28 protein-coding genes and 1 other RNA gene are annotated in these 26647 nt (G+C 60.1%); 13 read left to right on the top strand and 16 right to left on the bottom strand.

Features of this window, described 5'->3' with window-relative positions; genetic code table 11:
* The first annotated feature begins 8 nt into the window (after positions 1 to 8).
* Genes AXG89_RS08090 through AXG89_RS08100 form a run of 3 tightly spaced genes read left to right on the top strand, consistent with a single transcriptional unit; the run spans position 9 to position 2148 of the window.
* Positions 9 to 749 (top strand): amino acid ABC transporter permease, encoded by a 741-nt coding sequence (locus AXG89_RS08090; RefSeq protein WP_061998419.1) that lies wholly within the window; start codon positions 9 to 11, stop codon positions 747 to 749.
* Positions 749 to 1426, top strand: a complete 678-nt coding sequence (gene gltK / locus AXG89_RS08095; RefSeq protein ID WP_061998420.1) for a glutamate/aspartate ABC transporter permease GltK — start codon at positions 749 to 751, stop codon at positions 1424 to 1426. Before AXG89_RS08090 ends, gltK begins: the two co-directional genes overlap by 1 nt.
* Positions 1423 to 2148 carry an amino acid ABC transporter ATP-binding protein gene (locus AXG89_RS08100; RefSeq protein ID WP_062169110.1) on the top strand — a complete coding sequence of 242 codons (726 nt, stop codon included), beginning with the start codon at positions 1423 to 1425 and terminating at the stop codon, positions 2146 to 2148. Before gltK ends, AXG89_RS08100 begins: the two co-directional genes overlap by 4 nt.
* A gap of 86 nt (positions 2149 to 2234) precedes the next feature.
* On the opposite strand, the gene AXG89_RS08105 is transcribed toward AXG89_RS08100, so the two are convergent.
* The gene (locus tag AXG89_RS08105; protein WP_061998422.1) at positions 2235 to 2579 is read right to left on the bottom strand and encodes a YegP family protein; all 345 of its coding nucleotides are present in this window, start codon (positions 2577 to 2579) and stop codon (positions 2235 to 2237) included.
* Between the two features lie 59 nt (positions 2580 to 2638).
* A complete protein-coding gene (locus AXG89_RS08110) occupies positions 2639 to 3541 on the bottom strand; it encodes a class II glutamine amidotransferase (RefSeq protein ID WP_075360593.1) in 903 nt (300 codons plus the stop codon).
* Between the two features lie 245 nt (positions 3542 to 3786).
* Between AXG89_RS08110 and pyrC the strand changes: the two genes are divergently transcribed.
* The 3 genes from pyrC (at position 3787) to rnpB (ending at position 6211) form a co-directional block, all read left to right on the top strand.
* Positions 3787 to 4866 (top strand): dihydroorotase, encoded by a 1080-nt coding sequence (pyrC, locus tag AXG89_RS08115; protein WP_062169112.1) that lies wholly within the window; start codon positions 3787 to 3789, stop codon positions 4864 to 4866.
* Between the two features lie 16 nt (positions 4867 to 4882).
* A complete protein-coding gene (locus AXG89_RS08120) occupies positions 4883 to 5749 on the top strand; it encodes a DUF3025 domain-containing protein (protein ID WP_062169114.1) in 867 nt (288 codons plus the stop codon).
* Positions 5750 to 5793: 44 nt separating this feature from the next.
* Positions 5794 to 6211, top strand: an RNA gene (gene rnpB / locus AXG89_RS08125) — RNase P RNA component class A.
* 74 nt (positions 6212 to 6285) lie between these two features.
* Here rnpB and AXG89_RS08130 read toward each other — a convergent pair.
* Positions 6286 to 6708 carry an OsmC family protein gene (locus AXG89_RS08130; RefSeq protein ID WP_062169116.1) on the bottom strand — a complete coding sequence of 141 codons (423 nt, stop codon included), beginning with the start codon at positions 6706 to 6708 and terminating at the stop codon, positions 6286 to 6288.
* Positions 6709 to 7365: 657 nt separating this feature from the next.
* Between AXG89_RS08130 and rplM the strand changes: the two genes are divergently transcribed.
* From rplM to erpA, 3 genes are all read left to right on the top strand, one after another.
* Positions 7366 to 7794 (top strand): 50S ribosomal protein L13, encoded by a 429-nt coding sequence (gene rplM, locus AXG89_RS08135; RefSeq protein ID WP_031357525.1) that lies wholly within the window; start codon positions 7366 to 7368, stop codon positions 7792 to 7794.
* A gap of 11 nt (positions 7795 to 7805) precedes the next feature.
* On the top strand, positions 7806 to 8198 hold the full coding sequence (rpsI, locus tag AXG89_RS08140; RefSeq protein WP_031357524.1) for a 30S ribosomal protein S9: 393 nt from the start codon (positions 7806 to 7808) through the stop codon (positions 8196 to 8198).
* A gap of 239 nt (positions 8199 to 8437) precedes the next feature.
* Positions 8438 to 8803, top strand: coding sequence for an iron-sulfur cluster insertion protein ErpA (erpA, locus tag AXG89_RS08145; RefSeq protein ID WP_031357523.1), 366 nt, complete (start codon positions 8438 to 8440; stop codon positions 8801 to 8803).
* A 108-nt stretch (positions 8804 to 8911) separates the two neighbouring features.
* Here erpA and AXG89_RS08150 read toward each other — a convergent pair whose 3' ends face one another.
* Positions 8912 to 10003 (bottom strand): anhydro-N-acetylmuramic acid kinase, encoded by a 1092-nt coding sequence (locus AXG89_RS08150; RefSeq protein WP_062170424.1) that lies wholly within the window; start codon positions 10001 to 10003, stop codon positions 8912 to 8914.
* A 408-nt stretch (positions 10004 to 10411) separates the two neighbouring features.
* On the opposite strand from AXG89_RS08150, the gene tyrS reads away from it, so the two are divergent.
* From tyrS to AXG89_RS08165, 3 genes are read left to right on the top strand one after another with little or no spacing between them, the layout of a single operon-like run.
* Entirely contained in the window at positions 10412 to 11668 is a 1257-nt protein-coding gene (tyrS, locus tag AXG89_RS08155; RefSeq protein WP_062169118.1) for a tyrosine--tRNA ligase, read from the top strand.
* 4 nt (positions 11669 to 11672) lie between these two features.
* On the top strand, positions 11673 to 12131 hold the full coding sequence (gene dtd / locus AXG89_RS08160) for a D-aminoacyl-tRNA deacylase (protein ID WP_061998426.1): 459 nt from the start codon (positions 11673 to 11675) through the stop codon (positions 12129 to 12131).
* 49 nt (positions 12132 to 12180) lie between these two features.
* Positions 12181 to 12843 carry a histidine phosphatase family protein gene (locus tag AXG89_RS08165; RefSeq protein ID WP_062169120.1) on the top strand — a complete coding sequence of 221 codons (663 nt, stop codon included), beginning with the start codon at positions 12181 to 12183 and terminating at the stop codon, positions 12841 to 12843.
* Between the two features lie 4 nt (positions 12844 to 12847).
* Here AXG89_RS08165 and ruvB read toward each other — a convergent pair whose 3' ends face one another.
* From ruvB to AXG89_RS08210, 9 genes are all read right to left on the bottom strand, one after another.
* On the bottom strand, positions 12848 to 13912 hold the full coding sequence (gene ruvB, locus AXG89_RS08170; protein ID WP_061998428.1) for a Holliday junction branch migration DNA helicase RuvB: 1065 nt from the start codon (positions 13910 to 13912) through the stop codon (positions 12848 to 12850).
* A 123-nt stretch (positions 13913 to 14035) separates the two neighbouring features.
* A complete protein-coding gene (gene ruvA / locus AXG89_RS08175; protein ID WP_062169122.1) occupies positions 14036 to 14626 on the bottom strand; it encodes a Holliday junction branch migration protein RuvA in 591 nt (196 codons plus the stop codon).
* Positions 14627 to 14647: 21 nt separating this feature from the next.
* Entirely contained in the window at positions 14648 to 15190 is a 543-nt protein-coding gene (ruvC, locus tag AXG89_RS08180; RefSeq protein ID WP_061998430.1) for a crossover junction endodeoxyribonuclease RuvC, read from the bottom strand.
* A gap of 117 nt (positions 15191 to 15307) precedes the next feature.
* Positions 15308 to 16873 carry a bifunctional phosphoribosylaminoimidazolecarboxamide formyltransferase/IMP cyclohydrolase gene (gene purH / locus AXG89_RS08185; protein WP_062169124.1) on the bottom strand — a complete coding sequence of 522 codons (1566 nt, stop codon included), beginning with the start codon at positions 16871 to 16873 and terminating at the stop codon, positions 15308 to 15310.
* A 106-nt stretch (positions 16874 to 16979) separates the two neighbouring features.
* Positions 16980 to 17213: a Fis family transcriptional regulator gene (locus AXG89_RS08190; RefSeq protein ID WP_056355686.1), complete on the bottom strand. Its 234-nt coding sequence runs from the start codon at positions 17211 to 17213 to the stop codon at positions 16980 to 16982.
* Positions 17210 to 18319 carry a tRNA dihydrouridine synthase DusB gene (dusB, locus tag AXG89_RS08195; RefSeq protein WP_062169126.1) on the bottom strand — a complete coding sequence of 370 codons (1110 nt, stop codon included), beginning with the start codon at positions 18317 to 18319 and terminating at the stop codon, positions 17210 to 17212. Before dusB ends, AXG89_RS08190 begins: the two co-directional genes overlap by 4 nt.
* Positions 18320 to 18567: 248 nt before the next feature.
* The gene (locus AXG89_RS08200) at positions 18568 to 19785 is read right to left on the bottom strand and encodes a UbiH/UbiF/VisC/COQ6 family ubiquinone biosynthesis hydroxylase (protein ID WP_062169128.1); all 1218 of its coding nucleotides are present in this window, start codon (positions 19783 to 19785) and stop codon (positions 18568 to 18570) included.
* Positions 19775 to 21178: an aminopeptidase P N-terminal domain-containing protein gene (locus AXG89_RS08205; RefSeq protein WP_062169129.1), complete on the bottom strand. Its 1404-nt coding sequence runs from the start codon at positions 21176 to 21178 to the stop codon at positions 19775 to 19777. The genes AXG89_RS08200 and AXG89_RS08205 overlap by 11 nt, the downstream gene beginning before the upstream one ends.
* A 30-nt stretch (positions 21179 to 21208) precedes the next feature.
* Positions 21209 to 22546, bottom strand: coding sequence for a THUMP domain-containing class I SAM-dependent RNA methyltransferase (locus AXG89_RS08210; RefSeq protein ID WP_062169131.1), 1338 nt, complete (start codon positions 22544 to 22546; stop codon positions 21209 to 21211).
* A gap of 215 nt (positions 22547 to 22761) precedes the next feature.
* Between AXG89_RS08210 and AXG89_RS08215 the strand changes: the two genes are divergently transcribed.
* Positions 22762 to 23454: a hypothetical protein gene (locus tag AXG89_RS08215; RefSeq protein ID WP_062169133.1), complete on the top strand. Its 693-nt coding sequence runs from the start codon at positions 22762 to 22764 to the stop codon at positions 23452 to 23454.
* A 133-nt stretch (positions 23455 to 23587) separates the two neighbouring features.
* On the opposite strand, the gene AXG89_RS08220 is transcribed toward AXG89_RS08215, so the two are convergent.
* The 3 genes from AXG89_RS08220 to AXG89_RS08230 are packed head-to-tail and all read right to left on the bottom strand — an operon-like array spanning position 23588 to position 26509.
* Positions 23588 to 25030: an NAD(P)(+) transhydrogenase (Re/Si-specific) subunit beta gene (locus tag AXG89_RS08220; RefSeq protein ID WP_062169134.1), complete on the bottom strand. Its 1443-nt coding sequence runs from the start codon at positions 25028 to 25030 to the stop codon at positions 23588 to 23590.
* A complete protein-coding gene (locus AXG89_RS08225) occupies positions 25027 to 25356 on the bottom strand; it encodes an NAD(P) transhydrogenase subunit alpha (RefSeq protein ID WP_061998448.1) in 330 nt (109 codons plus the stop codon). Before AXG89_RS08225 ends, AXG89_RS08220 begins: the two co-directional genes overlap by 4 nt.
* A gap of 1 nt (position 25357) precedes the next feature.
* Entirely contained in the window at positions 25358 to 26509 is a 1152-nt protein-coding gene (locus tag AXG89_RS08230) for a Re/Si-specific NAD(P)(+) transhydrogenase subunit alpha (protein WP_062170426.1), read from the bottom strand.
* Between the last annotated feature and the right edge of the window lie 138 nt (positions 26510 to 26647).

Raw genomic sequence — 26647 nt, forward strand, 5'->3', positions numbered from 1 at the left:
GGGAGTTCATGTCCTACCACTGGAACTGGGGCGTTTTCCTAAGCCCTGTCTCGACCGGCGAGCCGACAACCTATCTCGGCTGGCTTATTTCCGGTTTCTGGGTGACCGTCACCGTGTCGCTTGCGTCATGGGTCGTGGCGCTCGTCGTGGGTTCGTTGTTCGGCATTCTGCGCACGCTGCCCAACCGCAAACTTGCGGCTGCCGGCACAACGTATGTCGCGATTTTTCGTAACATCCCGCTGCTCGTGCAGTTCTTCATCTGGTATCTCGTGATACCTGAATTGCTGCCGCCATCCATTGGCAACTGGTTCAAGCAACTGCCGCCCAACGTGCAGTTCTATACATCATCCATTCTCTGCCTGGGGCTCTTCACCGGCGCTCGCGTGTGCGAGCAAGTGCGCTCGGGCATTGCCACGTTGCCGCGCGGACAGCGCGCCGCGGGCCTTGCAATGGGCTTTACCGAATGGCAGACGTACCGGTACATCCTGATGCCGGTCGCGTATCGCATGATCGTGCCGCCGCTCACGTCAGAGTTCCTGAACGTGTTCAAGAACTCGGCGGTGGCATCGACCATCGGTCTGCTCGAGTTGTCGGCGCAAGCGCGGCAACTCGTGGACTACACCGCACAATCATACGAGTCGTTCATTGCCGTCACGCTTGCCTACATGCTGATCAATCTGGTCGTCATGCAACTGATGCGCTGGGTCGAAGCGAAGACCCGGTTGCCCGGCTACATTGGAGGCAAATAATGCATCATTTCAACTGGAGCGGCATAGTCAGTTCGCTGCCCACGCTGTGGACCGGCGCCATCATCACGTTCAAGATCACGCTGCTCGCGCTCGTGTTCGGGATCCTGTGGGGCACGGTGCTCGCGTTGCTGCGGCTTTCGGGCGTGAAGCCGCTCGAATGGTTTGCGAAGGCCTACGTCACGCTGTTTCGATCGATACCGCTCGTCATGGTCCTGCTGTGGTTCTTTTTGATCGTGCCGCAATTCCTGCAGAATGTGCTGGGTTTATCGGCGGAAGTCGATATTCGCCTGGCCTCCGCCATGGTCGCGTTCTCGCTCTTCGAAGCTGCGTACTATTCGGAGATCATTCGCGCGGGCATCCAGGCGGTATCGCGCGGTCAGGTGAACGCGGCGTTCGCGCTCGGCATGACCTACATGCAGTCGATGAAACTCATCATCCTGCCGCAGGCGTTTCGCGCAATGGTGCCGCTCTTGCTCACGCAGGCTATCGTGTTGTTCCAGGATACGTCGCTTGTGTACGTGATCAGTCTTGCGGATTTTTTCCGCACGGCGACGAACGTGGGTGACCGCGACGGGACGACCGTCGAGATGGTGCTGTTCGCTGGCGCCTGTTATTTCGTGGTGTGCCTGGCTGCATCCGGTCTGGTCAAAAGTCTTCAGAAAAAGGTCGCTCGATGATCTCACTCAAGAATGTTTCGAAGTGGTATGGCCCGTTTCAAGTGCTCACCGATTGCACGACGGAAGTCAAAAAAGGCGAAGTGGTCGTGGTGTGTGGTCCATCGGGATCGGGCAAGTCGACGTTGATCAAGACCGTGAACGGACTCGAGCCGTTCCAGAAAGGCGAGATCACGATCAACGGCCAGTCGATAGGCGACAAGAAGACGAATCTGTCGAAGGTGAGGGCGAAGGTCGGCATGGTATTCCAGCACTTCGAGCTGTTTCCGCATTTGTCGATTGTGCAGAATCTGACGCTCGCGCAGATCAAGGTGCTTGGGCGTTCAAAGGACGAAGCAACGGCGAAGGGATTGAAGTTGCTGGATCGCGTGGGTCTCTCTGCCCAGGCTGATAAATTCCCCGGTCAATTGTCCGGCGGTCAGCAGCAGCGTGTGGCGATTGCACGGGCGTTATCGATGGATCCGATCGCCATGCTTTTCGACGAACCGACCTCCGCGCTCGACCCGGAAATGATCAACGAAGTGCTCGACGTGATGGTCGAGCTGGCGCAGGAAGGCATGACCATGATGTGCGTGACACACGAAATGGGCTTTGCGAAGAAGGTGGCGCATCGTGTGATCTTCATGGACCGCGGCCTGATCGTCGAAGACGACAAGAAGGAAGCGTTCTTTGAAAATCCGAAGTCGGATCGCGCCAAGGACTTTTTGGCAAAGATCCTGCATTGAGGTTGATGCGCCGGGGCGTGAGCATGCCTGGGCACATCATGCAAAAAAGGCCGTTCTCAACTTACATTGAGAACGGCCTTTTCCATTCATTCATGCACTTTCGTATTGTCCTGCGTCACCGCATCGGCCGCATTTTTCTTCACGGACTCGATGCCGGCATCGCGCGCCGACGTGCTGCTATACGACTCGCTCACACCGATGATCTCGTGATTGCCCGCTTTCAGGTTGAAGTACGGCGCGCCGCTTTTATCGGTCTTGCGCTCGTAGCGTTCATCGAGCAGCGCGTTGGTTTTCACCGATGCAATCCCGTGTTCTGCGGAAGCCCGCGTCACGTACATTTCGCTTTTGAGGATGGGTTCGCCGTTGCCGGCGCGAAGATTGAAGTAGAACTGGCCGTTGCGGGCTTTATCGATGACGAACTTTCCTGACATGGCATGTGCTCCCGGATGAGTGGAACGAGCGTGAGTTCAGGTGATCTTCAAAGGGTAATCTATTCAATGCCGAGTTCTGTTTCCACGTCGGCGGTGGTTTCGATCGTATCCGCCCGCAGCACCGATTCAACGCAAACCTTGCATAACGGCTCGCGCGCTTTTTCCGCGACGTCAGCCGGAACCGGGACGTTGACCGTTTTCAGCAGTGCGCCGTGCTGGAACAACGCGAGATCGCCCGGCTCGAAACGGGTCCAGATTTCGTCGTCCGTGAGTGGCGACGTCGCGATCACCGCCACGCGATCTTCCGGCGTGGTGTACTTCGCAAAGTCGATGGACATGTCGGCATCGATCAGATGCGCTGTGGAGAATGGCCAGCTCCGCACCAAATAGTACAAATGCGTCGAGCAATGTGAGAACAGCGCCTGACCATTCGACATCAGGAAGTTGAATACGCCGAATTGCGTGATTTCCCGCGTCAGTCTTTCGAGCGCCGCGAAGAGTTCGTCGAGCGGCGGCTGGCAGCCGGGAAACTCTCGCCGCAATCCTTGCAGCAGTGCGCAGAACGCGAGTTCGCTGTCGGTTGTGCCGACGGGCTGATACTGGCCGTTCAGGCAGGGCTTGTAATCCTTCAGGTCACCGTTGTGCGCAAAGATCCAGTGGCGGCCCCACAATTCGCGCATGAACGGATGGCAATTTTCCAGCAGGATATGGCCTTGCGTCGCCTTGCGGATATGCGCAATCGTGTTCTTCGACTTGATCGGATAGCGTTTCACCATCTCGGCGAGCGGCGAACTGGCCGACGACTGGTGATCGATGAAAAGCCGGCACGCCTTGTCTTCGAAGAATGCGATGCCCCAGCCGTCTGCATGATGGTCAGTCACGCCGCCACGCGCCGCGAACCCGGTGAACGAAAAGGTCACGTCCGTGGGTTCCGCGCAGTTCATTCCGAGAAGTTGGCACATTGCTGGGGCTGCAGACTGGGTGAATGGAGCTACCCGTTACAATACGGGGTAACCAGAGCATAGCACCGACGAAACCGCCAAATAATTCGCGTCGTCGGGCCGCGGGCGGCATCGTTGTTGAATTTCCACGGTGCAGGCTGGCCGCGAGGCAAAGTTACCGGTTTGGGGCCGCAACCAAAGAAAGTCAGCGCGCCGCCAGCCCGATTCCGTTTTCGTTATCCGATTTTTTCATCGTCATCACGCCAATGTCCGCTTCCGCTCCCTCCGTCGTATCGACCGGTTCTGTTGATTCCGTGACGCTTGCGCGTCCCGATGACTGGCATTTGCACGTGCGCGACGGCGCCGTGCTCGCCGCTGTCTTGCCGCATACCGCGCGCCAGTTTGGCCGAGCGATCATCATGCCGAACCTGCGGCCGCCAGTGACCACGACCGAAATGGCCGCGGCGTATCGCGGGCGGATTCTGGCTGCATTGCCGAAAGATGGCCCGGGCGCAAAGTTCGAACCGCTGATGACGCTGTATCTTACCGATAACACCCCGCCCGACGAGATCCGCCGCGCGCGCGAAAGCGGCTTCGTGCATGGCGTGAAGCTTTATCCGGCGGGCGCGACGACCAATTCAGATGCCGGCGTGACGAGCATCGCCAAGTGCGCAAAAACGCTGGAAGCGATGCAGGAGCATGATCTGCCGCTGCTGGTTCATGGCGAAGTGACGGACCCGGCCATTGATATGTTCGATCGGGAAAAGGTGTTTATCGACCGTGTGATGACGCCTTTGCGTCGTGATTTTCCGGCGCTGAAGGTGGTGTTCGAGCACATCACGACCAAAGATGCCGCCGATTACGTCCGCGATGCCGACGGCCCGACCGGCGCCACGCTGACTGCGCATCATCTGCTGTACAACCGCAATGCGCTCTTTGTTGGCGGGATCCGGCCGCATTACTACTGTTTGCCGGTCTTGAAGCGCGAAACGCACCGCGTGGCATTGCTGGAGGCGGCGACATCGGGGAATCCGCGGTTTTTCCTCGGCACGGACAGCGCGCCGCACGCAAAGGGCTTGAAAGAGCACGCTTGCGGGTGCGCAGGCTGTTATACGGCGTTGCATGCACTCGAGCTTTATACCCAGGCCTTCGATCAAGCCGGCGCGCTCGACAAGCTCGAAGGTTTCGCGAGCTTCCATGGCGCCGATTTCTACGGCTTGCCGCGCGCTGCGGAGCAGGTGACGTTGCGCCGCGAGGAATGGACGTTGCCGGCGGAATTCATGGCGGGCGAAAGCGAAATCGTGCCTCTGGGCGGCGGTGAGTCCATCGGCTGGCGGCTGGTTTAACGCCGCGTCCTGGCGCATGTCTGGTCCCGCGCAAAACGCTGGCCGACCGGCCGGATTGTTCGATGCCCGGCCAGTGCCGGGTTTCAGCGACATCGACTGGTCGCGCGGGTGGCTTGCGCCGCTGGCCGATCGCGGCACACGCTGGCAGCAGTCAGCGCTTGAAAGTTATCCGGCATACCTCTCCACGCTGAACGCCGATGCACGCGCCGAACCGCGCGTGACGGGGCGTGGAAAGGTTTTATCGTTTATTGCGCAGGACGATCTGCCTGCGGGCGCGTCGTATGAAGGGCACATCGCCGCGACCGGCTGCGTTCCGACGCGCCACAATCTGCATGATTTCTTCAATGGCGCGATGTGGTTCCAGTATCCGCGCATCAAGGCTGCGTTGAACGCGCGCCAGGCCACCGAAATCGATGCACTCGGTATTGGACCAAGCCGCGGCGCCGCCCGCGATGCCCTTACACTCTTCGATGAAAACGCCATCCTGTTCGCCTGCGCCGACCCGCTGCTCGCCGCGGCGCTTCGGGCGTTTGACTGGCGCGCTGTGTTTATTGGACATCGGGCGGCCTGGGGGCAGGCTTGCGAAGCGCACATCTTCGGCCACGCGCTGCTGGAAAAGCTGATCACGCCATACAAGGCGTGCACGGGACACGCGTGGATCGTGGAGGTCGAGCCGACGTATTTCCTCGCCGCCGATGCCGAACGCCGCGCCATCCTCGACCAGCACGTGTCGGACCGCCTTGCCAGCGAACCCGTTTCCAGCCGATGTTTCACCCCGCTGCCCGTGCTGGGCGTGCCGGGATGGTGGCAGGAAAATGAAGCGCGCTCCTTCTACGACGACCCGCACGTTTTCCGGCCGGGCCGCCGGCGGATCGGGGCTTGATCGGCGGCATCCGTACGATCCGCCCATGCTAAAATGCGCCTCGCAAAGCAGGCCAGGCAGTCGCGGCTGAACCGGTTTTGGCCGGGGAGGGCGAGGAAAGTCCGGACTCCAACAGGCAGGGTGATGGCTAACGGCCATCCGTGGCAACACGCGGAACAGGGCAACAGAAAGCAAACCGCCGATGGCCCCGGGCGCAAGCCTGGGGATCAGGTAAGGGTGAAACGGTGCGGTAAGAGCGCACCGCGGCTGCTGCAAGGCAGACCGGCACGGTAACCTCCACCCGGAGCAATCCCAAGTAGGCAGGCGCGCATCTTCGAGATGCAGGACGGTGCCTCCGTCTCGTCTGCGGGTAGGGAGCTTGAGCGCGTCAGTAATGGCGCGACTAGAGGAATGGCTGCCACGCGCGTCACGCTTTCGGGCGTTGCGCGCGCACAGAATCCGGCTTATCGGCCTGCTTTGTGACTAATCAGAAAGAAAGCCGGCGTCAGTATTGAACTGACGCCGGCTTTTTTTCGTCTTCTGTTTATGTGGCGCGCTTAGCCGGGAACGATATCGAATGAATGTGTCAGTTCGGCCGTCTTCGCGATCATGATCGACGCCGAGCAATATTTATCGTGCGAAAGCGTAATTGCGCGTTCGACGGTCGCCGGATTCAGGTTCTTGCCCGTCACCGTGAAGTGGAAGTGGATCTTCGTGAAGACTTTCGGATCTTCGCTTGCACGCTCGGCTTTGAGCGTCACTGAGCATCCGACCACTTCCTGACGGCTTTTCTTCAGGATCATCACGACGTCGTATGCCGTGCAGCCGCCCGTCCCCAGCAGGACCATTTCCATTGGACGCGGCGACAGGTTGCGGCCGCCGCCTTCGGGAGCGCCATCCATGGTGACCAGATGGCCGCTGCCCGTCTCGGCGGCAAACGCCATTCCGTCTTGTCCCATCCAGCTAACTTTGCATTCCATGAAAAAACTCCGGTGCCGTCCGGCACGTGTCAATTCCTGCCGATTGTAGCGTTTTAGCTTATTGCTGGAATCATAACTGGCGTTTCCCGGGCGGTTTTTCAATAGGCGTGCTGCGGCGCGGTCGGGCGCGTAAATCGGGAAAATCCCTGTCAGAAGGAGGGAATATCAGCGCCGGGTCGCAGTCCAGGATGAAAGGGTGGCGACCTTAAGTATATGATTCAAAGGATTAATTTGATGGTCGACAGTTTATTTCATTGTTTTACATTATGAAATTCAATCTCACCATGTAAATTTACTTGCTTTGCACAAACCCAGTTCATATACTTGCTCCTGTCTCCTCCACCTCCTCCTAGGTGGATTCAGCCCGAGCCCAAGGCTCGGGCTTTTTTTCGCCTGCTTTTTGTAATGTGTCCGCTGCTGCAGGTCATTCGAGAATGCGCGTGAACTCCCAGCCAAGCGGCTAGAGAGGCGCAATTTCGGCTAGTTTGAGCCCCGTGCTCGCTTGTTTTGACTTCGCGCTGAAATTTCCCTTATAATTCAAAGTTCTCTATCCGCACCATGCCCGCGGACGAGAACCAGGGAGAGCCCGCACGCGCCTCGATGCGCACGAACATACAAGCGGGACAAAGCAGGGCAGAATTATTTTTTGGATCGATCATGAAGACGTTTTCCGCAAAAGCCCATGAGGTGACGCGTGAATGGTACGTGATTGACGCGACGGATAAGGTTCTCGGACGTGTCGCCAGTGAAGTGGCCGCCCGACTTCGCGGCAAGCACAAACCCGAGTTCACCCCGCACGTCGACACTGGCGATTTTATCGTCATCATCAACGCCAGCAAGTTGCGCGTCACGGGCAACAAGGGTACTGACAAAAAGTACTACCGTCACTCGGGCTATCCGGGCGGCATCTACGAAACGACGTTCAACAAGATGCAAGAACGCTTCCCGGGCCGCGCGTTCGAGAAAGCCGTGAAGGGCATGTTGCCGAAAGGTCCGCTCGGCTACGCTATGATCAAGAAGCTCAAGGTCTACGCTGGCGCAACGCATCCGCATACGGCTCAACAGCCTAAAGCGCTCGAGATCTAAAGGGAGCCCATATGATCGGTAATTGGAATTACGGTACGGGTCGCCGCAAGAGCGCCACTGCCCGCGTGTTCATCAAGTCCGGTACGGGCGTGATTATCGTCAATGGCAAGCCCATTGCTGATTATTTCTCGCGCGAAACGTCGCTGATGATCGTGCGTCAGCCGCTCGAACTGACGAGCCACGCCACCACGTTCGACATCAAGGTCAACGTGAACGGCGGCGGTGAAACGGGTCAGGCCGGTGCAGTTCGCCACGGCATCACGCGCGCGCTGATGGACTACGACGCAACGCTGAAGCCCACGCTGTCGCAAGCCGGCTTCGTTACCCGCGATGCTCGTGAAGTCGAACGTAAGAAGGTTGGTTTCCACAAGGCACGTCGCCGGAAACAATTCTCGAAGCGTTAAGCTGTCTGGCGTTTCGTCGCTGTTGTTGCTTTGGTGGCGAAATTGCTTGGAAAGCCGTCTGCGTGCATGCGCTGGCGGCTTTTTTCGTTACGGCAGCCGCTGACCGATGAAGATCGAATCAAGCAGCCGCGGCAAATTCGGAATAGTGTGGCGCGATAGCCTATTGATTACATGGGCTTCCAGCACGATATTGAGATCAGCCCTACAATAGTCCCTAGAAGCTTTTTTGGAGAGTTCGAATGAACGCTGTCACCGATACCCCCACGACCGAAATGCCCCTGCCGTTCGTTTTCACGGACGCAGCCGCTGACAAGGTCAAGCAACTGATCGACGAAGAAGGCAATCCGGAGCTGAAGCTGCGTGTGTTCGTACAAGGCGGCGGCTGTTCGGGCTTCCAGTATGGCTTCACGTTCGACGAAGCCATCAACGAAGACGACACCGTAATGGATAAAGCAGGTGTTCAGTTGCTGATCGATTCGATGAGCTATCAGTACCTGGTTGGCGCCGAGATCGACTATAAAGACGACCTGAACGGCGCCCAGTTCGTGATCAAGAACCCGAATGCGACCAGCACGTGCGGTTGCGGATCGTCGTTCTCGGCCTGATTCCGGATGGAGTTCACGGTTGGATGTTTTGATGAACGGAGCCTTCGGGCTCCGTTTTTATTTCCGCCGGGCGGATCATTAGCGCAGCTCGGCGTGGCCTAGCGCAGCTCAGCGCGGATAGATGGCACCGAGAACCCGTTCACCTGCGGCACCGGTTACGGCCGCCACGTTCCCCGCTTCGCGTGCCACGCAGCGCATTGCCAGCCATGCGAACGCCAACGCTTCCACCTGCTGGGGCGGCACACCGAGCGCGTCGGTCGTCATGACGGGCACGCCGGACACGCCAGTCTCGGCGAGCGCCTGCTGGATTGCGTTCATGAGTATCGGATTGCGTGCGCCACCACCGCACACATAGACCGCACGACAATCGGATGCATGCCGTTCAATCTCGCGCGCGATTGTGATCGCCGTGAGAGCGACGAGCGTCGCTTGTACGTCTGCAGATGAAACCGTGTCGAATCCCGCGAGCTTGGCATCGAGCCATGCGGGGTTGAACAAATCACGCCCCGTGCTTTTGGGCGGCCGCTGCACGAAGAATGGTTCATCGAGAAGATTGTTCAGCAACGAACGGTTCACTTGTCCTTGCGACGCGAAATGGCCCCCTTCGTCGAACGGACGATTCAGATGGCGATGCGCCCATTCGTCAAGCAACGCATTGGCCGGACCGCAATCGAACCCGTGCACTCCGCCACCCGCCGATAAAACCGTGATATTGCTGATGCCTCCCAGATTGCAGACCACGCGGGTTTCGTTCTTCGAACCGAAAACCGTCGCGTGAAAGGCCGGGACAAGCGGTGCGCCCTGGCCGCCGGCAGCGACGTCGCGGCTGCGAAAGTCCGCAACGATATCGATGTTTGTCATCTCCGCCAACAACGCGGGATTGTTGATTTGCCGGGTATAACCCTTCTCCGGCCGATGCCGCACCGTTTGCCCGTGGACCCCAATGGCGCGAACCTTTGCCGCCGAGTAGCCGCTCATGCTCGCCAGTTCATGGCAGCACACCGCGTAGCGTGTGGCCAGCGCGTTTGCCGCCAGCGCCTCGCGTTCCAGTTCGTTGTCCCCAGGCGCCTGGAGAGCGAAAAGCGCTTCACGCAGGCCTGCCGAGAACCCCACATGCGCCTCGCCGAGCACAATGGGTGGCTTACCCGCGGTGAATTGCACGGCAACGCCGTCCACGCCATCCATGCTCGTGCCGGACATGAGCCCGAAATAGACACCATCCGCTGCGCTGCCTGCTTCTACCGCCTCACTACGTCGCGCCACGTCGTCTCTCCTTTTCGATGCATTCATGCGGTCAAAACGGCCGCCACGGATAGATTATCCACGCAACGAAGTGCGTCGTTAAGCCGCCAGCCTCGACGTTAGCCATTCGGCCATGTTTACGCTCAAGATCCGCGCTCGTTGCCGCCGAAACTTGGCCGAATGGCTAACGCGCGGGGAAAACGGGGCGAACGCGCACGACATCACGTAAAATCCGATCCCTGAACCAAGCGAAAGCCGCGCTGATTTCGCGCTTGCCAATCAGCGCAGCAGAGCCGCAGCGCCGCGACCATTACCCGACGCGCGCCTTGTCCGCGTCCCGAACAAATCATCCGAGAAGTTGCAAGCATGACCACAGAACCGAACGACTCTCCGGCTTCGGCTGCGAAAACCTTGCCCCTGACCGACGAAGTGCAGGCTGCGCTTGCCATCGCGAAACGGGGTTGTGATGAACTGCTCATTGAAACCGAATTCGCGCAAAAGCTCGCGCGCAGCGCGCTGAGCGGCAAGCCGCTGCGTATCAAGCTGGGCCTCGATCCGACCGCGCCTGACATTCACATCGGCCATACGGTTGTGCTGAACAAGATGCGTCAGCTCCAGGACCTCGGCCATACGGTCATCTTCTTGATCGGCGATTTCACGTCGTTGATTGGCGATCCGTCGGGGCGTAACGCCACGCGCCCGCCACTCACGCGTGAACAGATCGAGTCCAACGCAAAGACGTATTTCGAACAGGCTGCGCTGGTGCTGGATCGCGAAAAGACCGAGATGCGCTACAACAGCGAATGGTCGATGCCGCTCGGCGCCGACGGCATGATCAAGCTCGCCTCGCGCTACACGGTTGCGCGCATTCTCGAGCGTGAGGATTTCACCAAACGGTATCAGGGCGGCATGCCCATTTCCATTCACGAGTTGCTGTATCCGCTCATGCAGGGGTACGACTCGGTGGCGCTGAATGCGGACCTGGAACTCGGCGGCACGGACCAGAAATTCAACCTGCTGGTTGGACGCGAGTTGCAGAAGCAGTACGGCCAGGAGCAGCAGTGCATCTTGACCATGCCGCTGCTGGAAGGGCTGGACGGCGTCGAGAAGATGTCGAAGTCGAAGCACAACTACATCGGCATCAGCGAGAAGCCAACGGACATGTTCGGCAAGCTGATGAGCATCTCCGATACGCTCATGTGGCGCTACTTCGAACTGCTGTCATTCAGAAGCATGGAAGAGATCGCGAGATTCAAGAGCGAAGCCGAAGGCGGACGTAATCCGCGCGATTTCAAGGTGCTGCTCGGGCAGGAAATCGTCGCGCGCTTCCACTCATCGCCGGATGCAGAGCGGGCGCTTGAAGATTTCAATCATCGTGCGAAGGGCGGTGTGCCGGACGAGATTGCATCGGTGACGTTGAGCGGTGCGCCGCTTGCCATCGGGCAATTGCTGAAACAGGCGGGGCTGGTTCCATCTACTAGCGAAGCGTTGCGAAACATTGAACAGGGCGGCGTGAAGATCGACGGCGCAACGGTGTCGGACAAGGCGTTGAAGATCGAAGCCGGCGAGTTTGTCGTGCAGGTCGGCAAGCGCCGCTTCGCACGCGTCACGCTGACGGCCTGAATCCATGATCGCGCTCATTCAGCGCGTCCTGCGCGCCGATGTTCGTGTTGAAGGCCGCGTGACCGGTGCGATCGATGCCGGGCTCCTGGCGCTTGTGTGCGCCGAACGCGGCGATACGCCGGCAACGGCGGACAAGCTGCTCGCCAAGATGCTGGCGTACCGGGTTTTCAGCGACGCCGCGGGCAAGATGAATCTTCCGGTCCGGGATATCGACGGCAGCGGCCGCCCGGGCGGCGTGCTGCTGGTATCGCAGTTCACCCTCGCCGCCGATACATCCAGCGGCTTGCGGCCGAGCTTCACGCCCGCAGCACCTCCCGACGAAGGCCGCAGGCTCTTCGACCACTTTGTGGCACAGGCGCGCGCCGCGCATCCGGTTGTCGAAACGGGCGAGTTCGGCGCGGACATGCAGGTGTCGCTGGTCAATGACGGACCGGTAACGTTTTGGCTGCAAGTGCGTCCGTGATGCATTCTTTCAGCGCTGATCGAACCTAGGCGCATCTTCTGGAATCCCCATGATTACGCAAGTCCTTTTCATCAGGCACGGCGAGACCGACTGGAATCGCATCAAACGGATTCAGGGGCATATTGATATTCCACTGGGCGCGAGTGGACTTGTGCAAGCTGAACAGCTCGCCCAGCGCCTGTTGCGCGAGTCCCAATCCGGCGCGCGCCTTGACGCGGTCTATTCCAGCGACCTGGAGCGCGCACAGCAAACGGCCAGGCCATTTGCGGAAGCGCTCGGGTTATCGCTGAATTTGAGCCAGGGCTTGCGCGAGCGTTTGTATGGCGACTTTCAAGGTCACGACAGCGCCGAGATTCGTGCCAAGTTCCCTGCTGAACATGCGGTCTGGCAGAGCCACGATCCCGATTTCGCGCCGCCAGGCGGCGAGTCTCAACGAGAGTTTTCGAAGCGGGTGTTGAAATCCGTTGCGCCGATCATCGCCGCGCATCCGGGTGGACGGGTTGCGTGTGTTGCGCATGGCGGCGTGCTGGATTGTGTTTATCGTTTTGCGCGTGGCATTCTGCTTGAAATGCCGCGCGACTGGCTCTTGCTGAACACGAGCATCAACACAGTGGACTTCGAGGACGGCCACGCGAAAGTCGTGTCGTGGGGGGATGTCGCGCATCTGGCCGCCCCGAGCAGCGACGACGACCTGAAGGAAGTGCCGCGCTGATCCATTAACCGGGCTGGTTGGCGTCCCAAAGATCGCGAACCGGGCCCGCGTCCGGCGCTGCGAGTCCGAAATGACGATACGTCAGCAACGTGGCAACACGGCCGCGCGGCGTTCGCTGCAGATAGCCTTGCTGGATCAAATAAGGTTCCAGCACGTCTTCAATGGTGTCGCGCTCTTCGCCAATTGCCGCAGCCAGGTTGTCGACGCCGACCGGGCCTCCATCGAACTTGTGCAGGATGGCTTCCAGTAGCTTCCGGTCCATCAGGTCGAAGCCGACGGGATCGACATCGAGCATCTTCAGGGCGGCATCGGCGACATCTGCCGTGATATTGCCGTTCGCCCGCACCTCGGCGTAATCGCGCACACGCCTGAGCAAACGGTTCGCAATACGCGGCGTTCCACGCGCACGCTTTGCAATCTCGAACGCGCCTTCCGGGACGATGTTCGCCTTCAACAGCGATGCCGACCGCGTGACGATTCGCGCCAGTTCGCTCGCCGTGTAAAACTCGAGCCGCGACACGATCCCGAAGCGATCCCGCAGCGGATTCGTCAGCATGCCGGCGCGCGTGGTGGCGCCAACCAGCGTGAACGGCTGCAAGTCCAGCTTGACGCTGCGCGCGGCCGGCCCTTCACCGATCATGATGTCGATCTGATAATCCTCGAGCGCCGGGTACAAGATCTCCTCGACGACCGGCGAGAGCCGATGGATTTCATCGATGAAAAGTACGTCGTTCTTCTCGAGATTGGTCAGCAGGGCGGCAAGATCGCCGGCGCGTTCCAGCACCGGCCCCGACGTTTGCCGCAGATTCACGCCCATTTCCCGCGCGATGATGTGCGCGAGCGTGGTCTTGCCAAGGCCCGGCGGCCCGAACAGCAGGACGTGATCGAGGGCCTCGGAGCGCCTGCGCGCAGCCTCGATGAAGATCTGCAACTGATCCCGGATCTTTTCCTGCCCGACGTATTCCTCGAGCTGGCGCGGCCGCAGCGCCCGCTCGAACACTTCCTCGTTCGGCGAGACGGGAGTAGCCGAAATGATGCGTTCGGCAGCGAGTTTGTCGGTTTCTATCATGCGTCGATTGTACCGCGTGACTCAAGCACCGAAAGCTGGCCGATCGGCCGACTGTTAGCCGGATCAACAGCGTGGGAGACTAAAAACGTTCCCGCTTGAGCAAGTTCGAGTCGCGCTTGCGCATCAGCGTGTGGGTTGAAACGACAGCGCCTTCAAGGCCAGCTTGATGCCTTCTGAAACGCCTGTCCCGGCGGGGACATTCTTTACCGCCATGAGCGCTTCCTTTTCGGAGTAACCCAATGCCAGCAAAGCGTTCAGGATATCGCTCGCGTGATCCGGGCCCGCCACCGTGCCTGCTGCCGTGCCCAGATCTGCACCGAGCTTGCCTTTCAGTTCCAGTAGCAGCCGCTCCGCCGTCTTTTTACCAATGCCGGGCGTTCGCGTAAGGCGTGCGGCGTCCTGCATGGTCACCGCTTGCGCGAGTTCCTGGACGCTCATGCCGGACAACACCGCGAGGGCCATCCGCGCACCGATTCCGCTGATCTTGAGCAATTCGCGAAAAGTCGTGCGCTCCGGCTGGGTGCCGAAGCCGTACAGCAGATGCGCGTCTTCCCGCACGATCAACTGGGTCAGGAGCACGATCTTTTCGCCGCTGTTCGGCAGGTTGTAGAAGGTGCTCATCGGCACGGCGATTTCGTAGCCTACGCCACCGCAATCGACGAGCAGATACGGCGGGTTTTTTTCAAGCAAGACGCCTGCAATGCGACCAATCATGTTGAGGAACTTGTAATGGAGTTAGCCGACAAGGCGGCCGCGCCGTACGCGCAGGCCTTTTTTAGCCAGCGATGGCGCAATGCCGCCGAGGATCGCCGTCGCGCCGCCCGCGTGCGCGTGGCAGATGGCCATGCCGAGCGCATCGGCGGCGTCGGTGCCGGGTACGCCCGAAAGGGCGAGCAAGCGCACGACCATCTGCTGCATCTGTTCTTTCGTGGCGCGGCCATAGCCCACCACGGCCTGCTTCAATTGCAGCGCCGTGTATTCGGCGACCGGAACGCCGTTCGCGACCAGTCCGCAAATGGCGGCGCCGCGGGCCTGCCCGAGCAGCAGCGTCGATTGCGGGTTGACGTTGACGAACACTTTTTCGATAGCCGATTGATCCGGCGCATGTTGCCGCACGAGCGTCGAAATACCCTCGAAGATCGTATTCAGACGCGACGGCAAATCGGCGTCCGCGGTCTTGATGACGCCGCTGGTCACGTAGGTCAGCGTGTGGCCGGTTTTATCGATGACGCCGAATCCAGTCACGCGCAGGCCCGGGTCGATGCCGAGAATTCTCATGGAATGCCGTTGGAACGTAGTGCTTGCGATACTAACAGCGCGGCGCAAAAAGTAAAAAGCCCGGTGAACCTGCCGGCCACCGGGCTTTGCGAAGATCGGACGTTCCGGGTGTCGTTCTTAATGACGGAAGTGGCGCGTACCGGTAAGCACCATCGCGATATTGTGTTCGTCCGCGGCCGCCACGACCTCGTCGTCGCGCATGGAGCCGCCTGGCTGGATCACGCAGGTCGCGCCCGCGTTCACCACCACGTCGAGGCCATCGCGGAACGGGAAGAACGCGTCCGACGCCACGGCAGATCCCGCCAGCGACAACCCCGCGTTCTGTGCCTTGATGCTCGCGATGCGCGCCGAATCCACGCGGCTCATCTGCCCCGCGCCCACGCCGAGCGTCATGCCGCCGCCGCAGAACACAATGGCGTTCGACTTCACGTACTTCGCCACGCGCCACGCGAACATCAGGTCGTCCATTTCCGTCGGCGTCGGATGACGCTTCGTGACCACGCGCAATTCGTGCGGCTGAACGTTCTTGGAATCCAGCGACTGAACCAGCAAGCCGCCGCCCACGCGCTTCAGGTCGAACGCGTTGTGACCGTCGCCGAGCTCGATTTGCAGCAGACGCACGTTCTGCTTTGCCGCGAAAATCTGCCTTGCGGCGTCGCTGAACGAAGGCGCCATCAGCACTTCCACGAACTGCTTGGCGACCGCCTGGGCCGCAGCTTCATCGACTTCGCGATTGAACGCGATAATCCCGCCGAACGCCGAAGTAGGATCGGTCTGGAACGCCTTCGAATACGCTTCGTGAGCACCCGCGCCGACCGCGACGCCGCACGGATTCGCGTGCTTGACGATCACGCAGGCCGGCACGTCGAAGGTCTTCACGCATTCCCATGCAGCATCGGAATCCGCGATGTTGTTGTACGACAATTCCTTGCCCTGCAACTGCTCGTAGTTCGCGAGTGCGCCCGCGGACGTCGCGATGTCACGATAAAACGCTGCGCTTTGATGCGGATTTTCGCCGTAACGCAGGTCCTGGACCTTGGTGAATGCAAGATTGAACGTCGACGGAAACGTGTTGCGGCTCTTGTGTTCGAGCGCTTCGGTCAGGCTCGTCAGGTAGTTCGTGATCGCGCCGTCATATTGCGCCGTGTGCGCGAACACTTTGGTGGCGAGTTTGAAGTTCGTCGGATAGCTGACCGTGTTGTTGCACGAGCGCATTTCCTCGAGAACCGTCGCGTAATCCGAAGGATCGACGATCACGGTCACATCGCGATGATTCTTCGCCGCCGAACGCAACATGGTCGGACCGCCAATGTCGATGTTCTCGATCGCGTCTTCCAGCGAGCATTCTTCCTTCGATACCGTCTGCACAAACGGATACAGATTCACCACCAGCAGGTCGATGGTCGGAATATTGTGTTGCTCGAGCGCGGCCATGTGTTCAGGCAAGTCGCGACGCGCCAGAATGCCGCCGTGGACCTTTGGATGCAGCGTTTTCACGCGGCCGTCGAGCATTTCCGGGAAGCCGGTGTAGTCGGCGACTTCGGTGACGGGCAGGCCGGCATCGGCGAGGAGTTTTGCGGTGCCGCCGGTCGAGAGCAGGCTTACGCCCAGCTCGGACAGCGATTTTGCAAATTCAACAATGCCGGACTTGTCTGAAACGGAAAGGAGCGCTTGCTTGATCATGATGGGAACGGCGGGGAGCCGGTAGGGGAGTCGAGGGAATCAGTAAATTCGGATCGACCGCCGTACGCCGCGACGGTCCGGGAGGTACATCAATGAGACAAATGAATTAAATCAGGCCGTGCTGCTGAAGCTTCTTTCTCAACGTATTGCGATTGATGCCGAGATACTCCGCTGCGAGCGACTGGTTGCCATCGGCTTGTTTGAGCACGACTTCGAGCATCGGCTTTTCGACGCACGAAATCACCATTTCGTAGACGTCGTGCGGTTTCGAGCCGTCCAGGTCCTGGAAATAATTGTCCAGGCTCTGGCGGACGCATTGTTCTATGTTGTGTCTGCTCATGCGGCTAATCGGTCTGTTTGGTTCTGCGTGCCGCACGTTTCTTCTTCGTCGCTGCCGCTGCGCTCGGCGTCTGCGCCGGGTTCTTCGACATAGACGAGACGGTCGGACAACGCCTTTTGGGCGTCGAAGAATTCGTTCACGGCGAGCAATTGTTCTCGTGTGGAATCCAGCGTGTTCATCCGATGTCTGAACGTGTTGGCGCCGGAAAGGCCGCGAGTGTACCAGCCGATGTGTTTGCGCGCTGTACGAACGCCCGTGAATTCACCATAGAAATCATAGTGATCTTCAAGATGTGCGTTCATCAGTGCCTGGATCTCGTCGATCCGCGGCGCGGGCAAATGTTGGCCCGTCAGGAGGAAATGTTCGATCTCGCGAAAGAGCCACGGACGTCCCTGCGCCGCGCGCCCGATCATGATGGCGTCCGCACCCGTCACGGCAAGCACATGTCGCGCCTTTTCCGGCGTGGTGATGTCGCCATTGGCCACGACCGGAATGCGCACGGAGGCTTTGACGGCCGCGATGGTCTCGTATTCGGCGTCGCCTTTGTACAGGTCGGCGCGCGTGCGGCCATGCACGGTCAGCATGGAGATGCCGGCGTCCTGCGCAATGCGGGCGATGTTCAGCGCATTCTTGTTTTCGCGATTCCAGCCTGTGCGGATTTTCAGCGTGACCGGCACAGCGTCCGGGCCCACGCCTACGGCGTTCACCACCGCCTGTACGATCTCCGCGACCAGCGCTTCGTTTTGCAGCAACGCGGAACCCGCTGCCACATTGCAGACCTTCTTGGCTGGGCAGCCCATGTTGATATCGATGATCTGCGCGCCGTTCGCGACGTTGTGACGCGCCGCTTCGGCCAGCATTTTCGGGTCTGCGCCTGCAATCTGGACCGAGATCGGTTCGACTTCGCCAGCGTGATTTGCGCGGCGCATGGTTTTCTCGCTTTTCCACAACTGCGCGTTCGATGCCACCATTTCCGACACGGCGTAGCCCGCGCCCATGCGTTTGCACAACTGCCGGAAAGGGCGGTCTGTCACGCCGGCCATGGGGGCGACGAACAGGTTGTTGCGCAAAATATGGGGGCCGATGGCCGGTTTGGAAATGGGCATGAAACTGGCAGCGTCCACGATTCGATGGACGCAAAAGCGTTGGAGGAAAACGCGTATTTTAACGCGAACGCGCAGGGTCAATTAGCTCCAATCGCGCCGCAAGTCGTTAAATCTTCTATGAAAGTTGCGAACGCCATAGAGTGAACGCTCGGTTTTACAGGCACCGCGCTCAGCAAATTTGGCCGGGCTGGCGCGAAGTGCGGAGCCGGTTTTCCAAAGCAAACGATCAGCAACTGATGAGCAATCGTTTAGCGCCGTTGCCCGAACATCATTTGACGCGCCAGCACGGTCTTGACCGGCGGCACGAGTTCCAGCGCGCTCAAAGCGAGGCCGCGCATTGCAGCAAGCGGCGCAAAATCGATGGTGAAAACTCGCGCGAGCGTATCCGTGGCACCAATCGTCATCCGCCGGTCGAGCGCGCGACGTTGCGCAAAAAGGCTGAGCGCGACCGTCGTGGTCCCGTTCGTCGACAATGCATCGCATAGTGCGTGTGCATCGCGCAGGCCGAGATTGAGTCCTTGTCCTGCAACAGGATGCAGCGTTTGTGCCGCGTTTCCGATCGCAACCGTGCGCCGGTCGACAAGCGCATTCAGCGCGTTCAACCCAAGCGGGAACATCGCGCGGCCGGTGATTTTCGTGAAACGGCCCATGCGTTCGCCGAAGGCTGCGCCGAGCTCGGTGAGAAATGCATCGTCGGGAAGTTGCGAGCGGCGGGTGGCCTCTTCGGGCGCGCAACACCAGACCAGCGCGTAATCCGCCTGACGCGCGCCGCCAGACGGCAACAGCGCGATCGGACCTTCGGGTGTAAAACGTTCCCACGCAACCCCCGGTTGCGGCGCGCTCACGCTGACCGTCCCGACAATCGCCGTCTGACCGTAATCGCGCGTGTTCTTGACCGAAGTCGATGCGTCCGTTTCCTTGTACAACCCGCCTTCGGCATTCACCAGGATGCGTGCGCGAATCGTCCGGTCGCCTTCGGCCGCGGAATGGATGGGCAGCGTCACGCCATCATGGTCGTGCAGCGGCGTGGACGCCGTCGTTCCGGTGAACCAGTGAACGCCAGTCTTGGCCACGGCTTGCGAGAGCGTCGAAACGAGCGAGCCGTAACGCACGACGTAACCGAGCGCGGGCAGACCGTGTTCATCGTGATCGATCAATGTGCGGCCGAACCGGCCGCGCTGCGAGACGTGAATGCGCTTGATCGGCGTGGCATCGGAGGGAAAACCCAGCGACGATTCCAGCATCGCGCGGCTTCCATGCGACACCGCGATTGCGCGGGGATCGTTTGAAGCTGCACCCGGCTCGCGTGCATCGATCAACGCGACCGACAAACGCGATGTTGCGCTGCGTTTCGCGAGCCATCCTGCAAGCGCAAGGCCAACGGGGCCCGCGCCGACTATGGCGATATCGAAGTGATAATCGGCCGGCAGTTCATGGCCGATGGTTTCCGTGGTTTCAATTTGCATCGGGGGTTTGCGCGTCGCGCATCAAGGCTTCGATTTCGTCGGCATCGACGGGGACTTCCCGCGTTGTGAGCTCGCAGCCGCCAGCGGTCACGATGGCATCGTCTTCAATCCGGATGCCGATGTCCGCGTAGCGTTCCGGCACGGCGGCGGCGGCGCGAATGTACAAACCCGGCTCAATGGTCAGCGTCATGCCCGGTTTCAAGGTGCGCCACGCACGCGCGCCCTGGTCGTCGAGCGGCGCGTTTGCATCGCGGTAATCGCCCGCGTCGTGCACGTCCATGCCGAGCCAATGGCCCGTGCGGTGCATGTAGAAACGCTGGTACGCACGCTCGGCGATGACGTCGTCGACCGTTGCAAACTGGTTCCGATCGATGATCCCCGTATCCAGCAATCCCTGCGACAAAACCCGCACCGCCGCTTCGTGCGGCGCGTCGAAGCTCACGCCGGCGCGAGTGGCATGAACGGCGGCGTATTGCGCGGCCAGCACGATGTCGTAGATTTCCCGTTGCGCCGACGTGAACCTTCCGCTCGCCGGAAAGGTGCGCGTGATGTCGGACGCGTAGCCGTCGAGTTCGCACGCGGCATCGATGAGAATCAGATCGCCTTCGCGCGCGATCGCGTTGCCCGCCGGGTAGTGCAGCACGCACGCGTTCGCGCCGGCCGCGACGATCGAACCGTATGCCGGGGCTTGCGCGCCGCGTTTGCGGAACGTGTAGAGCAACTCGGCTTCGATCTCGTATTCGTGCATGCCGGGACGGCAGGTTTGCATCGCGCGGCGGTGGGCTTCGGCCGAAATCGTGCCGGCGCGGCGCATGATCGCGAGCTCGTGGTCGTCCTTGATCAGGCGCATTTCGTCGAGGATGGGCAGCAAATCGACCGCTTTCGATGGCGCTTTCACCCCGATCCGGCTTTGCGCTCGTACTGCTGCGAGCCAGCCGCGAACCTGTGTGTCGAGTTCGGCCGAACTGCTGAGCGCGTAGTGCACGGCGGGTTTGTCGGCGAGAAGGCGGGGCATCTCGGCATCGAGCTGATCGATGGGAAATGCCGCGTCCAGTCCCAGCGCGAGGCGCGCGCCTTCAGGGCCGTGCCGAAAGCCTTCCCACGTTTCGCGCTCGACGTTTTTCTCGCGGCAGAAGAGGATGGCCGCGGGTTCGTCGGGATGAGCGCTGGCGTCCAGAACGAGCGTGGCTTCGGGTTCCGTGAAGCCCGTCAGGTAATAAAAGTAGCTGTCGTGGCGGAACGGGTAATCGGCGTCGCGGTTGCGCATGACTTCGCGCGCGGTCTGGATGATCGCCACGCCGCCGCCCGATTCGCGCAGCGCCGCGAGAACGCGTTCGCGGCGGCTGCGATAGACATCGAGGCTTGAGGATTGGGCTTCAGTCGATGAGTTCATTCAGCGATTGTAGCGCCGGTTTGCTCGGCCTTATTCCTTGGCCTCGGGGGCCTCGGGTGTTTGGCCGCCTGCGGGTTCTGCCGCTGCCGGCCGGTTGCGCACGCTTCCGGCGATCAGGTCGAAGCGGAACAGGCGGCATTCGAGCGCACCGTTGAAAAGCGGTGTTTTCGTCGATTCACGCAACCGCAGCATGCCAGGCAGTTTTCTGTCCGATGTCAGCACATACGCGCGCCAGCCTGGAAAGCGCTGCTTGAGCGCGTTGCCGAACGAGATGAAAAACTCAAGGTCCGCCGGATCAGGCTGCGCGCGATGAAATGCTTCTTCGTCTTCGTCGTGACCGCGGTTCTTCGGTTCGCGGAGCTCGCCGCGCGGACCACGGCCACGCACTTCGATCCGTTCACCGTACGGCGGATTCGCGACCAGGATGCCGGGCTCGCCCGCTGGCGGTGTCATGTGGCGGGCATCGACCTGTTTCAACGACAGTTCCGGAAGACCCGCGCGTTCGAGGTTCGAGTAGGCCTTGTCGAGCATGTCGCCGGAAATGTCGCTGCCGTAGATCTGCAGGTCCTTGCGTGATGATTGCGCGGCGTGTTTTGCATCGAGCGCCGCGCCTTTCAGCTTTTGCCACGCGTTCACATCGTATTGCTTGAGCTTTTCGAAGCCGAAACGACGTTCGACGCCCGGCGCAATGTTCAGCGCGACTTGCGCGGCTTCGGCGAGGAAGGTGCCGCTGCCGCACATCGGGTCGAATAGCGGCGTGCCCGGCGTCCAGCCGGTAAGGCGCAAGATGCCTGCCGCGAGGTTCTCTCGTAGCGGAGCCGCGCCCTTGTCCAGGCGCCAGCCGCGTTTGAAGAGCGGGTCGCCGGAGGTATCGATGTAAAGCGTGCATTCGTTGATGGTGAGGAACGCGAAGACGCGGACGTCGGGTTGGGCGGTATCGACGCTCGGACGATTGCCCGTCAATTCGCGCAGGCGGTCGCAAACAGCGTCTTTCACGCGCAGGGTCGCGAATTCCAGGCTGCGCAGGGGCGATTTGATGGCGGTGATATCGACGCGAATGGTTTCATTCGGCGAGAACCACTTTTCCCATTGTTGCTGGTAAGCGAGCTCGTAGATGTCGTGTTCGCTTCTGTACGGGCCGTGTGCGAGCTTGAGCAACACGCGGCTCGCGATGCGCGAGTGCAGGTTCGCCGCCATGCCGGCCGCCCACGAGCCGCGGAAATGCACGCCGCCCGGGACTTCCTTGCCGGTGCGAAATTGCGAGCCTTCTACATGCTTCGCTCCGATTTCGGCGAGTTCGGCCGCCAGCGGCGCCTCGAGACCGCGCGGGCAAGGGACAAACCAGTCGAAAAGGAAAGTAGTGGCCATTGGGCGGTGCTTTTTAGGGGAATCGAAGGGGGATATTGTACGCGGGGGCGGGGGTGGCCAGACGCCAACTTACGGCGGCGTCTGTCGATTGAACTTCAGCTTAACAAGATTTTTTACAGGTCTTGGATGCGCTTTTGATCGGGCAGCATGAGAGCATTGACGGCTACGAGATAAACAAACGAAAGCGTTAAACGACAAACTATTCGGAAACAAAAATGCAAGACGACTTGGAGACGATTCTTTACCAACTCGACGGATTGAGCCCTTTCCGACCCTCGTTTACGCCCGAAGAGGTGCGATCGCGCCGGATTACGGCCTGGTTAATCTGTGTGGGGGCGGGCGGTTTTGTGTCGATCACAAGTTGCTTAAGTTTCTCATCCTTCAACATTGGCTTTGCTCTATCTTTCGCTTTAAAAGTCGTTGCTTGTGTCATGGCACTTCTAATGCTTACTGGTTTGCTTAAGGAAATGCGGCCGGGCTTTCGCGATTTGCGGCGATTTCGCAGGGCGGATTATGAGCGGACAATCAAAGAATTGAAGCATGAAAGGCTGCAAGCACAGCAACTCGCGCCACATTCCATCGAAATACTTGAAGCTGCAGACAAACGTCTATCCATTAGAATTGAGCGTATTAAGCAGCGTATGGACTTCTTCGTTGGTGGTACGGACAAGGCTGCACTTTTTGGAGTGTTTGGACTTGGATGGCTCGCTGTCAAGGAAGCATCAAGCAAGGAAATAGGTCACTTCATATATCTCTATGTTGGAGTAGCCGCGTTTGCGAGTGGCATTATGATAGGTGCCGTCATGTTTAAGTTGATTTTGAAGCATGTCGCCTATCAACGCGATATTCTTGCTTTGGCGATTCGATCTCGATCGGACAAAGTGACTATCGAAACGATCGTGCTGTGAGGCTGGGCCAACTGGAACAAGTTGAGCTTGGGTCGATTTGAACCAAGTTTCACGTAAGACGACCGCTCTCCGGCAGATATCGCCGGTATCTCTAGCGAGCACACCGGCGTTTCCTCTCACCCTACAGCGCACCTCACTCCACCGCCTTCACCATATCCTCGATCACCTTCTTGGCATCGCCGAAAACCATCATCGTCTTGTCCATGTAGAACAGTTCGTTGTCCAGCCCGGCGTAACCCGCCGCCATCGAGCGTTTGTTCACGATAATCGTCTTCGCCCGATATGCCTCCAGAATCGGCATCCCCGCGATCACGGATTTCGGGTCGGTCTTGGCCGCCGGATTCACCACGTCATTCGCCCCGAGCACCAACACCACGTCCGTCTGCTGGAATTCGCCATTGATGTCTTCCATCTCGTGGACGAGTTCGTAGTCCACCTCCGCCTCGGCCAGCAACACGTTCATATGCCCCGGCATCCGCCCCGCGACCGGGTGGATCGCGTACTTCACGTCGATGCCTTTCTCGATCAGCTTGTCGGTGAGTTCCTTCAACGCATGCTGAGCGCGCGCCACGGCCAGTCCATAACCCGGCACGATCACCACCGTTTCGGCATTGCCGAGCATGAACGCGGCGTCATCGGCGGAACCGGATTTCACCGGGCGCTGTTCCTTCGCGCCATCGGTTGCCGCCGCGCCGCCTTCGTTGCCGAAACCGCCCAGGAGCACGTTGAAGAACGAGCGGTTCATCGCGCGGCACATGATGTACGAAAGAATCGCGCCCGACGATCCCACCAGCGATCCGGCGATGATCAACATCGGGTTGTTCAGCGAAAAGCCGATGCCCGCCGCCGCCCAGCCCGAATACGAGTTGAGCATCGATACAACCACGGGCATGTCCGCGCCGCCGATCGGGATGATGATCAGCACGCCGAGCGCGAACGCGATCAGCGTCATGATCACGAACGGCAGCCACGACTGCGTGAACATGAAGATGATGCCGAAGCCGAGCATCGCGATGGCAAGCAGCAAGTTGATCATGTGCTGGCCGGCATACACGACCGGCGCGCCCTTGAACAACCTGAACTGATACTTGCCCGAGAGCTTCCCGAACGCGATCACGGAACCCGAGAACGTAATGGCACCCACAAACGTGCCGATAAACAATTCCACGCGATTGCCCACGGGAATCGGTTCGCCCAGCGCGGCGAGCCCGAACGCCGAGGGTTCGGAAACAACCGCATAAGCGATACAAACCGCTGCCAGACCAATCAGCGAATGCATGGCAGCGACGAGTTCGGGCATCTTCGTCATCTCGACTTTCGCCGCGACGTATGCGCCGATCGCGCCGCCCACCACGAGCGCTGCGAACAGCAGCCCCAGGCCCAGCGACAGATCCGATCCCAGCGCCGACGCCTGCTTCACGATCAACGCAATGGTCGTCAGGATCGCGATCGCCATGCCTGCCATGCCGAACGTATTGCCGATGCGCGCGGTCTTCGGATTCGACAAGCCTTTGAGCGCCTGGATGAAACACACCGAGGCGACGAGATACAGGAGGGTGACTACGCTCATGCTCATTGCGCGGCCTCCTTCGACGGAGCGGCAATTTGCTTCGGCGCTTTTTTCTTGAACATCTCCAGCATTCGCCGCGTGACGAGAAATCCGCCGAACACGTTGACCGCTGCGAGCAACACCGCAAGCGTGCCGAAGAACTTGCCGGCGCCGCCTATGGTGAGGCCGGCTGCGAGCATCGCGCCGACAATCACGATAGCCGAGATCGCGTTCGTCACCGCCATCAATGGCGTATGCAATGCGGGCGTGACGTTCCACACCACGTGATACCCGACGTAGATCGCGAGCACGAAGATGATCAGGTTGATGACCGTGTGATTAACCAGTTCCATGTCAGTCTCCTTTGATCCCGCGCGTGACCTGGCCGTCGCGGCACAGGAGCGTGGCCGCGACGATGTCATCGGCCATATCGATGTTCAGCGTGCCTTCCTTCGTCACGATCAGCTTGATGAAGTCGAGCAGGTTGCGGGCGTAAAGGGCGGAGGCGTCGGTCGCGACCATCGATGCAAGATTGGTGTAGCCGACCAGATGCACGCCATGTTTCATCACGACCTGATCGGCTTCGGTCAGCGGACAATTGCCGCCGCGCCGCCCTTCGAATTCAGGACCGCGGCCCGCAGCCAGATCGACAATCACCGAGCCCGGTTTCATCTGTGCGACGGTTTCAGCCGCGATCAGCGTCGGTGCGGGACGTCCGGGAATCAACGCCGTCGCGATCACGATATCCGCCTGCTTCGCACGCTCGGCGACCAGCACGGACTGGCGCGCGAGCCAGCTTGCGGGCATCGGCCGCGCATAGCCGCCCACGCCGACGGCGGCTTCGCGTTCTTCATCGGTTTCGTAGGGGACATCGAGGAACTTCGCGCCCAGCGATTCGATTTGCTCTTTCACGGCGGGACGCACATCCGACGCTTCGATGACCGCACCCAGCCGCTTGGCTGTAGCGATGGCCTGCAGGCCCGCGACGCCCGCCCCCAGCACGAGCACGCGCGCCGCTTTCACGGTGCCGGCGGCGGTCATCAGCATGGGCATGAAGCGCTGGTAGATATTGCTCGCGACCAGCACGGCCTTGTACCCGGCAATGTTGGCCTGCGACGACAACACGTCGAGGCTCTGCGCCCGGGTCGTGCGCGGCGCGGCTTCCAGCGCGAACGCGGTAATGCCGGAGGCGGCGAGGCGCGTGTTGTTATCGGCGTTGAAGGGGTCGAGCATGCCAGCCAGGACCGCGCCGTGTTTCAGCAGCGGCAGCTCGGTTTCGTTGGGCGAATGGACCTTGAGGACGAGATCGGCGGCGAACGCGGTGTTGGCATCGACGAGCTCGGCGCCGGCAGCAGCAAAGGCTTCATCGATATAACTCGCCGGCAGCCCCGCACCGCGCTGCACGGTGACCCTGTGACCTTGCGATACGAGCTTCTTGACCGTCTCCGGCGTGGCGGCGACGCGCGCCTCGTTCGCCCGCGTCTCGGCAGGCACTCCGATATGCATCTTCATCCTCCTCACGTTCTAGTTCTGTTATGGCCGTGTGCAGTCGTGCTCGTGCTGCTCGCAGTTGTTAAGCAGTTCTTTAAGCTGGTTTTTGCGACTGATTGCCACTGTAACTGAAACATTCACGAAAAATAGCGC

The sequence above is a fragment of the Burkholderia sp. PAMC 26561 genome, assembly GCF_001557535.2.
In the GTDB taxonomy this organism is placed as follows: domain Bacteria; phylum Pseudomonadota; class Gammaproteobacteria; order Burkholderiales; family Burkholderiaceae; genus Caballeronia.

Coding starts and splice junctions, on each gene's coding strand:
- dtd (WP_061998426.1), top strand. CDS start 11,673: ATGATCGCGCTCATTCAGCGCGTCCTGCGCGCCGATGTTCGTGTTGAA.
- ruvA (WP_062169122.1), bottom strand. CDS start 14,626: ATGATTGGTCGCATTGCAGGCGTCTTGCTTGAAAAAAACCCGCCGTAT.
- AXG89_RS08100 (WP_062169110.1), top strand. CDS start 1,423: ATGATCTCACTCAAGAATGTTTCGAAGTGGTATGGCCCGTTTCAAGTG.
- AXG89_RS08090 (WP_061998419.1), top strand. CDS start 9: ATGTCCTACCACTGGAACTGGGGCGTTTTCCTAAGCCCTGTCTCGACC.
- purH (WP_062169124.1), bottom strand. CDS start 16,873: ATGATCAAGCAAGCGCTCCTTTCCGTTTCAGACAAGTCCGGCATTGTT.
- dusB (WP_062169126.1), bottom strand. CDS start 18,319: ATGCCCATTTCCAAACCGGCCATCGGCCCCCATATTTTGCGCAACAAC.
- AXG89_RS08200 (WP_062169128.1), bottom strand. CDS start 19,785: ATGCAAATTGAAACCACGGAAACCATCGGCCATGAACTGCCGGCCGAT.
- AXG89_RS08110 (WP_075360593.1), bottom strand. CDS start 3,541: ATGTGCCAACTTCTCGGAATGAACTGCGCGGAACCCACGGACGTGACC.
- erpA (WP_031357523.1), top strand. CDS start 8,438: ATGAACGCTGTCACCGATACCCCCACGACCGAAATGCCCCTGCCGTTC.
- AXG89_RS08105 (WP_061998422.1), bottom strand. CDS start 2,579: ATGTCAGGAAAGTTCGTCATCGATAAAGCCCGCAACGGCCAGTTCTAC.
- AXG89_RS08215 (WP_062169133.1), top strand. CDS start 22,762: ATGCAAGACGACTTGGAGACGATTCTTTACCAACTCGACGGATTGAGC.
- rplM (WP_031357525.1), top strand. CDS start 7,366: ATGAAGACGTTTTCCGCAAAAGCCCATGAGGTGACGCGTGAATGGTAC.
- AXG89_RS08205 (WP_062169129.1), bottom strand. CDS start 21,178: ATGAACTCATCGACTGAAGCCCAATCCTCAAGCCTCGATGTCTATCGC.
- AXG89_RS08150 (WP_062170424.1), bottom strand. CDS start 10,003: ATGTCCGGCACGAGCATGGATGGCGTGGACGGCGTTGCCGTGCAATTC.
- tyrS (WP_062169118.1), top strand. CDS start 10,412: ATGACCACAGAACCGAACGACTCTCCGGCTTCGGCTGCGAAAACCTTG.
- AXG89_RS08120 (WP_062169114.1), top strand. CDS start 4,883: ATGTCTGGTCCCGCGCAAAACGCTGGCCGACCGGCCGGATTGTTCGAT.
- AXG89_RS08230 (WP_062170426.1), bottom strand. CDS start 26,509: ATGCATATCGGAGTGCCTGCCGAGACGCGGGCGAACGAGGCGCGCGTC.
- gltK (WP_061998420.1), top strand. CDS start 749: ATGCATCATTTCAACTGGAGCGGCATAGTCAGTTCGCTGCCCACGCTG.
- AXG89_RS08165 (WP_062169120.1), top strand. CDS start 12,181: ATGATTACGCAAGTCCTTTTCATCAGGCACGGCGAGACCGACTGGAAT.
- ruvC (WP_061998430.1), bottom strand. CDS start 15,190: ATGAGAATTCTCGGCATCGACCCGGGCCTGCGCGTGACTGGATTCGGC.
- AXG89_RS08190 (WP_056355686.1), bottom strand. CDS start 17,213: ATGAGCAGACACAACATAGAACAATGCGTCCGCCAGAGCCTGGACAAT.
- AXG89_RS08220 (WP_062169134.1), bottom strand. CDS start 25,030: ATGAGCATGAGCGTAGTCACCCTCCTGTATCTCGTCGCCTCGGTGTGT.
- AXG89_RS08130 (WP_062169116.1), bottom strand. CDS start 6,708: ATGGAATGCAAAGTTAGCTGGATGGGACAAGACGGAATGGCGTTTGCC.
- AXG89_RS08225 (WP_061998448.1), bottom strand. CDS start 25,356: ATGGAACTGGTTAATCACACGGTCATCAACCTGATCATCTTCGTGCTC.
- ruvB (WP_061998428.1), bottom strand. CDS start 13,912: ATGATAGAAACCGACAAACTCGCTGCCGAACGCATCATTTCGGCTACT.
- pyrC (WP_062169112.1), top strand. CDS start 3,787: ATGTCCGCTTCCGCTCCCTCCGTCGTATCGACCGGTTCTGTTGATTCC.
- AXG89_RS08210 (WP_062169131.1), bottom strand. CDS start 22,546: ATGGCCACTACTTTCCTTTTCGACTGGTTTGTCCCTTGCCCGCGCGGT.
- rpsI (WP_031357524.1), top strand. CDS start 7,806: ATGATCGGTAATTGGAATTACGGTACGGGTCGCCGCAAGAGCGCCACT.